The organism is Pedobacter agri PB92, from assembly GCF_000258495.1.
Lineage (GTDB): Bacteria > Bacteroidota > Bacteroidia > Sphingobacteriales > Sphingobacteriaceae > Pedobacter > Pedobacter agri.
Window position 1 is genome coordinate 1 of record NZ_AJLG01000197.1, and the last position, 8586, is coordinate 8586.

Annotated in this window: 9 protein-coding genes; 3 read left to right on the plus strand and 6 right to left on the minus strand. The window is 37.9% G+C overall.

The genetic code is table 11. From position 1 onward, the window contains the following. Nucleotides 1-175: 175 nt before the first annotated feature. Nucleotides 176-1198 carry a glycosyltransferase gene (locus ON09_RS20515; protein WP_010602948.1) on the minus strand — a complete coding sequence of 341 codons (1023 nt, stop codon included), beginning with the start codon at nucleotides 1196-1198 and terminating at the stop codon, nucleotides 176-178. Between the two features lie 13 nt (nucleotides 1199-1211). Next, nucleotides 1212-2306 (minus strand): glycosyltransferase, encoded by a 1095-nt coding sequence (locus ON09_RS24500; protein WP_010602949.1) that lies wholly within the window; start codon nucleotides 2304-2306, stop codon nucleotides 1212-1214. A 428-nt stretch (nucleotides 2307-2734) separates the two neighbouring features. On the opposite strand from ON09_RS24500, the gene ON09_RS20525 reads away from it, so the two are divergent. Then, nucleotides 2735-3328, plus strand: coding sequence for an RNA polymerase sigma factor (locus tag ON09_RS20525; RefSeq protein WP_157259034.1), 594 nt, complete (start codon nucleotides 2735-2737; stop codon nucleotides 3326-3328). A 135-nt stretch (nucleotides 3329-3463) separates the two neighbouring features. Here the strand turns inward: ON09_RS20525 and ON09_RS20530 are convergent, their stop codons facing one another. Next, nucleotides 3464-3733, minus strand: coding sequence for a DUF3072 domain-containing protein (locus ON09_RS20530; protein WP_010602951.1), 270 nt, complete (start codon nucleotides 3731-3733; stop codon nucleotides 3464-3466). 219 nt (nucleotides 3734-3952) lie between these two features. Here ON09_RS20530 and ON09_RS20535 point away from each other — a divergent pair, with 219 nt between their 5' ends. Beyond that, nucleotides 3953-4147: a cold-shock protein gene (locus ON09_RS20535; RefSeq protein WP_010602952.1), complete on the plus strand. Its 195-nt coding sequence runs from the start codon at nucleotides 3953-3955 to the stop codon at nucleotides 4145-4147. Nucleotides 4148-4321: 174 nt separating this feature from the next. On the opposite strand, the gene ON09_RS20540 is transcribed toward ON09_RS20535, so the two are convergent. The 3 genes from ON09_RS20540 to ON09_RS20555 all read right to left on the minus strand — a co-directional run bounded on the left by ON09_RS20540 (nucleotide 4322) and on the right by ON09_RS20555 (nucleotide 6515). Then, entirely contained in the window at nucleotides 4322-4807 is a 486-nt protein-coding gene (locus ON09_RS20540) for a hypothetical protein (protein ID WP_029204515.1), read from the minus strand. Nucleotides 4808-5191: 384 nt separating this feature from the next. Continuing rightward, nucleotides 5192-5905, minus strand: a complete 714-nt coding sequence (locus tag ON09_RS20550) for a glycosyltransferase family 39 protein (protein ID WP_029204516.1) — start codon at nucleotides 5903-5905, stop codon at nucleotides 5192-5194. A 169-nt stretch (nucleotides 5906-6074) separates the two neighbouring features. Next, on the minus strand, nucleotides 6075-6515 hold the full coding sequence (locus tag ON09_RS20555; RefSeq protein ID WP_051010246.1) for a response regulator: 441 nt from the start codon (nucleotides 6513-6515) through the stop codon (nucleotides 6075-6077). Between the two features lie 285 nt (nucleotides 6516-6800). Between ON09_RS20555 and ON09_RS20560 the strand changes: the two genes are divergently transcribed. Next, nucleotides 6801-8586 (plus strand): hypothetical protein (locus ON09_RS20560; RefSeq protein ID WP_010602955.1); only part of this gene is annotated, 1786 nt, incomplete at its 3' end.

Consider the following 8586-nt stretch of genomic DNA (forward strand, 5'->3'; position numbering starts at 1 on the left):
ACGTACACACTTTCAATTACATTAAACAGGTTTCTTTCATCCGTGTCTTTTGCAATCACATCAACGGTGTGCCCCATTTGCACCAGTTGGTTTGCATGTGCAACAATGAATGCTTCGGTTCCACCATTAAAAGGTTCACGAAGAGAAATAAATGGCCCGGCAACTAATAGTACTCTCATATCAGTTCCTCGAAATAGTTAATGTATTGCTTAACCATTGTTGTCAAAGAAAACTTTTCTGCGTGTAATCGAACCTTATTGCTTTCAAGTGGTATAGCATGCGTTATTGCTTTGACAAGTGATATCACATTTCTTTGATCTGCAACTACTCCGCTGTTTGTATCTATTAATTCCGGAAAAGCGCCCCGGTTAAACCCTGCAACGGGTACGCCCGATGACATCGCTTCGATGTTGGTGAGGCCAAAAGGTTCTTCCCAGCGGACAGCACTTACTGCCACGGCTGCGCCGCTCATGTTTGTATGTATATCGAACTGGTTTAAATGGCCTAGGTAGGTATCGTTTTTACTCATACGTGGCGTAATGTGTTCATTAAAGTACTCTTTATCATCAAGTGGTCCGGCAAACTTTAAAGGCATATTGATTTCATGTGCTGCATCAAGTACAATATCCAGCCCCTTAGCATGAACAATTCTTCCGAACCAGAAGAGATATTCCGGATGGTTTCGAATCATAGGCCATTTAGCTAAATCCACACCGTTATAAATAATCTTCGCATCCTTATTCAGATATGGCCGCCATGTTGTCTCAAATGTTTTTGAAGGCATAACAAAATGAAGGTTTTGAGCGCTGGAACAGATCTTTATTGCCGCTTTTAATTTGCTTATTGGCGGAGTATGTAATGTAGTAATTACTGGAATTGATGCCTTTATACCCCACAAAATAGGAAGTTCATGCGTGGAGTTGTTATGAACAACATCAAATTCATTTTTTTCAATATCATTCAATATCGAAAGGTATTCATCCTGCTCATAGATTTCGTAATATTTATCTTCCCGATGCTCATCACCGTAAAATCCTTTAATATGAAGTTTAGGATCACTCCCCGTATTCGCATATAAGGTAATGGTATGGCCTTGCCTGATGTATTCTGTACACAAAGCATGGGTAAAAGCTTCAAGCCCTCCACGAAATGGCTCAGCTACCGGAAGTCTGGTTTTGGCTATCACAGCAATCTTCATATACTATAAGTTGCTATAATGTTTGAGGATTTGATAGCGAAACTGGCAACGAATGGTTTCCGACTATTTCGTCGCCATTGGCTTCCTGTGAAAGTGCTTCGCGATATAATTTTATGTATTCAACAGTCATCTGCTGGATACTCATGGAGGAAGCAAATTTTCTACATGTTTCGGAACTGATGCTATAACTTTGTTCTACTAATCTTATAAGGTCTTGCCACCGCAATGAATCTGTTGTAAAGACGCTTTCATTGGCCCAATTTGGTGGAACTGCTGTATTATAGCCAACAACAGGTATTCCACTGGCCAACATTTCAAGGGCAGCTAATCCAAAAGGTTCTTGCCAGGTAGCTGTAGCAAGATAGGCGAATGCCCGATGACTTAATCTGCTAAGTTCGGATTGTGTCAGGTGCCCAACATATTCGATTTGATTGCCAAGATGAGGCCTAACCTCATCGTCGAAATAAGATTGATCGACAATTCTGCCGGCAATCTTAAGCGGCAATTGCATGTGTTTTGCCAATTTAATGGCATCTGCTACGTTTTTCTTCTGATTAATTCTTGCTGACCAAAGTAAATATTCACGCTTAGCTGAATTTTTTGCGGGCCAAATATCCATGTTAATACCGTTATTGATCAATGGGATATCTTGTCCTAACGCTTCATCCCATTGAGATTTAATTCGTTCTGATATGGCAACGAATTTCAATTTTCCATCGCTAGACAACTGCTTGTATGTCGACACTCGGGTTTCATCGGCTGGTGAGTGTAGCGTCAAAAATGATGGCTTATTAAAGTTCAGTACTGCGTTTAACAAATGCGGATAAAACATATTATAATGGATGAGATCATACTGATCAATATGCATCGCTCTATACTGTCGTTCTTCTCTAATGCATTCGAGAGCATTTGGGGTATCTGAAGTTGATTCAATAAACGGGTTTATCAGTGTAAATTTCGAATCGACATCCGCTTCAGCGGCGATAATGTCTACAATATGTCCTTCATTAATTAATTGATTAGCAAATGAAACCATAAATGCTTCTATACCGCTATCAAAGGGTTCTTTAAGTGAAATTCCGGGACCTGAAACAAGTAAAATTCTCATAAATTAATTGTTCCAATTGCTTTAAAAAAAATCTTTTCTGACATAGATAATATTTGCCTGGCAAAAGGCAGAATTTTGTAATAATACATGAATTTAAAGCTTTAAAAATGGATTGTAGGTTGTTCCAATTCTTGTGCTCAGAAACTGGTTAGCATTTATTGCCATCAACTATTTTGTTTATTATAACTTTCTAAAATCTCAAAAGTTTTAAGAAGTTTTTATAGTGGATTACAGCGATAAGCTTGTAGGAGTTTATGATGATGGAATTGCCTTAGTCACAGCTGTTATATATTTAAATCAATTTATCAAGCTGTCTTTAATTGTTGAATTCATTTGCATGGTGCTGCCCTTCATCACAAAGCGATAGCTTTCTGGAATATTGTAAACTTATTGATTCGGATGATGTTATTGGTTTGAATCAAAATTCTATGATTGCATTTATACTAACCAAGCCCAATACCAGAACAATAATCGATGTCCCGTCGCTTGTTACTGCAGAACATTTATTTGTAAATGATTTATTGAAAAATGATCTATCATCTTTTAATAGATTATACAAAATGTACGCACCAAACCTGATGGGAGTAATCATGAAAATTGTCAATCAACAAGAAACTGCTGAGGACCTGCTTCAGGAGGTTTTTTTGAAAATCAGGAAATCACTCCATACTTATGATGAGAAAAAATCTCGTCTTTTCACCTGGATGCTTAATATTACCCGTAATACTGCACTTGATCATTTACGTAAAAAGTCATACAGACAGGATAAAGCAAATGTGATACTGGAAGATGTTGAAACGGAACTCGAAAATCATACTTTTTCGATGAATACCGATGCAATAGGAATAAAAAAACTTTTAGAACAGTTATCCTCGAAGCAAAAGCTGGTTTTGGATCTGGCATATTACCAGGGCTATACGCATGAGGAGATTGCCGAAAAACTTGATATGCCTGTAGGGAGCGTAAAAACAACTTTACGACAAGCCATTATCAAGTTGAGAAACATATTTGGAAAATGCTAGACAAGGTGGCCTAATACTTATAACTAACCAAAATATAGGTTACATTTCAGTGAGCGTTGTATTTGAATGCCTAGAAGTAAAACGGAAAAAGGCGTAAAAACCTGGAATTGAAAAGTTCTCAATTCCAGATTAGGGTTATTTTTCTGTGTCTAAACCACGCCCGGTCTTATGTTGTAATTCATCAATTCTTTTTGAAGCATCTGCTTTTGATAAATGTTCATCAAAAGGTTCTCCGGCTTCATCAGATAATGTTTTTAAATAAGAACTCTGCGCACCGGTCATCGGTTCATCGCCAGTCGTCCAATCATCCGGATTTTTCACAGTATTAGAGCCTTTCAGTTCATTTTCGCCAGCTGAGCTCGATGGTTGCTGCTGTGGCGTCTTGTCATCTTTGTTATCTATCATCTTCTTAGTTTTTGTTCTCCTATACCAACAGTTCAAAATCAATCCTGTTTAGCCTTACTCTTTTTAAGAGTTGATTTGACCTGTGTTTGCACTTTTGGAATTTCGGGATAGAAAAAAGGCATTGTAGGATTATATTTTTTTATTATAAAATTTTCTCTATTAGGAATTTTGTATGATCTTCAGGTTACAGTAAAATATTATTTTAGTAGAAAAAATCTAATGCAAAAAGGAACAGTAAAATTTTTTAATGAAACTAAGGGTTTTGGTTTCATCAAGTCAAGTACAGGTGAGGAAATCTTTGTTCACGCTTCCGGTTTGGTACACAACATTAAAGAAGGCGATGAAGTAACTTTTGAAACTAAAGATGGCAAAAAAGGAGTAAATGCAGTTGATGTTAGAATAGCAGTTGACTAATTAAGCTTTAGATGGATGCGGCAGGTTTGCTTGCCGCATTCTTTACAATTTAGAAAAATCTGGCAGGGCGCTATTATTTTGCTGCGTATATTTTCATTTCCTCGCAAGTGCAGCAGCATGTTTAATTCGTGAGAAATGAAGATGAACCGGAGGATGATATATTCTGAAAAAGGTTTATTTTTTACCGTAATCGGGATAAAATTTGATCCGATCCATCACATATTTTTGCTTCATAGCTAATGATGGGATAATCAATCTATAAATATAAAGTCCGTTGATGTGAGAATTTTCTGTGCTGAGTTTGCCAAGAAGTTTCACGTTTTTTGCCAGCCTATCCACCATCTGGGGCGAATCCTTGGAAAGATAAATAATGGTACGCATGTTAAGCTGATCAGGGGAGTACAACAAAAAACTATTATCAGGAGAGATAACTTTCGAAATACCCGGTTTTCCATAAAATTTAAGCGCTCCGGCGATGGCGTAATTGTTGGTAAGGATATAGATACCCTTCTTATTTTCAGCAATTTGGGTATTCGCTATGCTATTAACCCTTGATGTTAATTCCTGCCAGCCGGTCATATCAGCAAAGAACTGAGGAATACCCCCTTGGCTACCATCCTCATAACGTAAAGGCCTGGAAAAGTCAGTCAATGCAATCATTTTTCTACTGTATGCCCTGCAAGTTTCGACTGAAAAAATCGGAATCACGATAGGCAGGCTTAACAATGCGAAAAAGTAAATCATCCCGATAGAAAAAAATATTCATAGAGATTGATTTTCTCATCAACATTTGCGCCCAGCAGTGGCCACCTGCCGCAAAAAGTAGCGGAAAAATGCCCAGCCCATAATAAAGTTTCCCCTTTAAAAAAGTGAGAGAAATGATAATAATCAGAAATGTGATGGTCCAATATTTCAGTTGTTCGAGGTCTTTCCGCTCAAACCACAAATATATTAATCCGGCAGTCCAAATGGCTACACTTGCCCCGTGAAAGAAAAAGAGTTGCAACAAGTAATCCCAAAGATCGATTTCGAAATTATTTTTACCTACACTAGCGGTATAGTGAAGAATAGGGAGGCCGTGAAAAACTGCCAGATTAAATTTGGCAGAATGATGAACACACAAAGCAGGATCGGACCCGAGAGCTTTTTTACATGGCGACCAATTGATGCTGGTGTAATTATCAGAATAGCAAAAAAAATTGATGCAGCCAATAACAGTATGCTATATTTATTGAGCATCCCAATTCCAAGCGCTATAGCGGCTACGTACAACCAGGATGTTTTTTTGTGCTGCTGATAGGCGATAACGGCAAGGATAAGTAGTGTCCAGAAAAACTGATCGAAAACTGCAGGTTGTAACAGGTACGAGGTTGCCAAAAACGATGGGGAGCAAATTAATGCAGAACAAGCAATAATAACGGCTAATCTTTTTCCGCCCAAAAGTTTGGTAATATAACCTGTTGCAATCACTGTTGCTGAAGAAAAGAGGCAGGGGAGAACACGAAAACTGAAGGTAGCATTTCCGAAAAGGATTTCCGATATCCATGAGATCCAGGTAACAAACGGCGAAATGTCAAGATAACCCCAGGAAAGATGCCGACTCAGCTCGATATAATAGAGCTCATCAGCATGAAGTCCGTAGCCCTCTAACGTAAAAAGATGAATCAAGAATTTAAGCAATCCAAAACCTAATATGATTAAATAAAGCTGTTGCCTGTCTTCTGATTCAAATTCAGTTGTGCGAATACCTGTTGTCAAATGCAGCTGAGTTATATTGATGAAATGTGTGTTGTATGTTGAAATCTAATCGCATATTTCGGCATAGATATTTTCAATTGGTTAACAAAAATAAACTTAAATTGATTTGAGAAACCAATATGCTCCATCAATTACAAATTCCATTTGCATCAGTGTAGTCACCATTAGCTTATTCATCCTTCATGAGGCGTTTTACCGTATTGATTAAAGTATTAAGATCGAAGGGTTTTGGAATGAATGATGCTTCCGAGCAAGATAAAGCAATATCTGCTGATGTAAAATGGGCACTCATCATCACTACCGGAACGTCTTTTTGTAAAGTACTTAACTCTTTACAAACTTCAATACCGTTGCCATCCGGTAGCATTACATCTAATATAAACAGATCTGGAACATCATCGGGATTTGCAGCCATGAATTTTTCTACATTCTCGAAACTAGTTACCTCGTAATTCTCCAAATTTAGAATCAGCTCAATTACCTGTCTAATGCCCTCGTCGTCTTCCAATAAAAATATTCTCTTAGCCATAATTATCATTTGTGTGTTATTAAACAAGCCATAATCGGGCCGGAAAGTTTTGATTTTATTTCCATATTTAATCTTTTTCAATGTGTGCAGCGTTGATATATTTCGCATAAATCAGTCATCTTAAGCAGCTATTTAGTTGCTCAGCCTGTCGTGTAATTCGGATTAATCAACAAATATTTAAACCAATCGCCCAGCTATGTGTTAAACACAGGTAACTTAAATGCTGAAGACTAACATCTTTATTCAACTGAGAAATGATTAGCAAAAAAGTAGGTCTTTTCTCATTAATAAAGAATTAGAAAGTTTTTGGCTACCTGGCATTGAATTTGGCTGTAATACTATTTTAAGTTAAATCCTTTTAGAAATATGTATAATTTTCCCTTGCTTTACGTACGTTCGGTTTTCATCCTTATTTTCTCCATGTTGATTTTTACTGGTTCAGTAAGGTCACAGGATTCATTAAAAAGAGCGAAGGATTCCATACAGGTGATTCCGGATACCTTACTTTTTAGAATTCAAACTGCGCAGGCGGCTATTACAGAAGTTAATGCGGCCAACAAAAAGGGATATGGAGTGCTTGAGGTACAGGAGCGATTGAGTATGCTTGCATCAAGTATCGCTTCAGTAAGGAGAGATTTAAATACGGGGAAGCAAAGTACGGAGAACAGGAGCCTGATGAGTTATAAATTAATTCTGAAGGATGTTCAAACTGAACTTTCATCACTTTCGGGTAGATTGATGAAAAGCAACTCCGAACTACAAAGAATGTCTCAACAGGTAGTTGATCTCAGCGCTGACTCACTGCTTTTGATCGATGACCAGGATGCGCAGAAAGCATTATATAAGCCTCAATTGTCGCAAATTAAACTTCGTTTACAGGATGTGGGCGAGGTTACCGGGAAAAATCTCTCAAAAGTTGGCGAACTACTGGCAAAAGCTTCTTCCATGGGGATTGAAGTAAATGATTTGCAGGTGGCGCTCGATGAGCAGTTGGAAAAGTCAGGTAGAATCGCCGCCAACCGTGAGGTGCCATACATCTGGGCAGCACCATGGAATCTTTTTAGCTTAAGCCAGATCAGTGCAAGATTGTCAGATGCTTTTTTTGGACAGGGAGAAATTCTTCAATACTTTCTAAACTCCACATGGGATACATGTTTAATGGTGCTGATATTGGTAGCGATTTTTTTTGTGTGGGTTCATCGCAATTTCATTACCTCCAGACGCTTATCGGTTAAACGAAAAATAGGAGAAATCAAATTCGACTATTTAAGGGCCTATCCGGTAATGGCCAGCACTATTGTTTTGCTTTGCATATTGCCCGTTTTTCAGCCAGATGCGCCTTCTATATATATTGAATTGGTGCAGCTGGTGCTGATGGTAGTGATTACAATTCATTTGCGAAAGGTTTTATCAAAAAAAGCACTAAATACCTGGTTTTTAATACTAGGCGCCTTTATCTTTCTGATATTTTCTTCCAGCCTGATCAGCGAAGCTTTTTTACCAAGAATAATCCTGCTAAGCATCCATCTGCTTTTTTTACTGCTTGGCATCAAGATGTATCGGTCTGTGAAAATTCCCCAATTCCCTAAAAGGTTTTTTAAAATAGCAACGGCTGTTTTAGTGTTCATGACCGGGCTGGCTATCATTCTTAATATTTTTGGAAGAATTAGTTTGGCCAAAGCGTTTGGACTGGCGGGCGTAATAAGCCTTACGCAGATCATCTCTTTAGCGGTTTTTGCCCAGGTTATGATTGATGCGCTGGAACTTCAAATCAAGATCAGCGCTTGTAATAAGGGTTTTTTCTCCAGGCTTAATCCTGATACTTTAAAGTCCAAATTCAAAAAGGTACTGGCCATATTTAGCTTCATCATCTGGTTAATGGTATTATTCAACAACCTGGGTATGACTTCCGGTATAACCAGTTTGATGAATACTTTACTATCTAAAGAGCGAACTTTTGGCAGTATTCATTTCTCTTTGGGCAATGTGGTGTTTTTTGTAGTGATCATTTACATCTCCAATAAACTGCAAAAACACGTACCTATACTTTTTGGCGAGCAAAGGATCAGTTTTGATGGCGCAAGTGATCATAAAGGCTCAAAGGTAGCATTGTTTCGATTGATTATCATTGTGATCGGCCTGTTACTTGCTT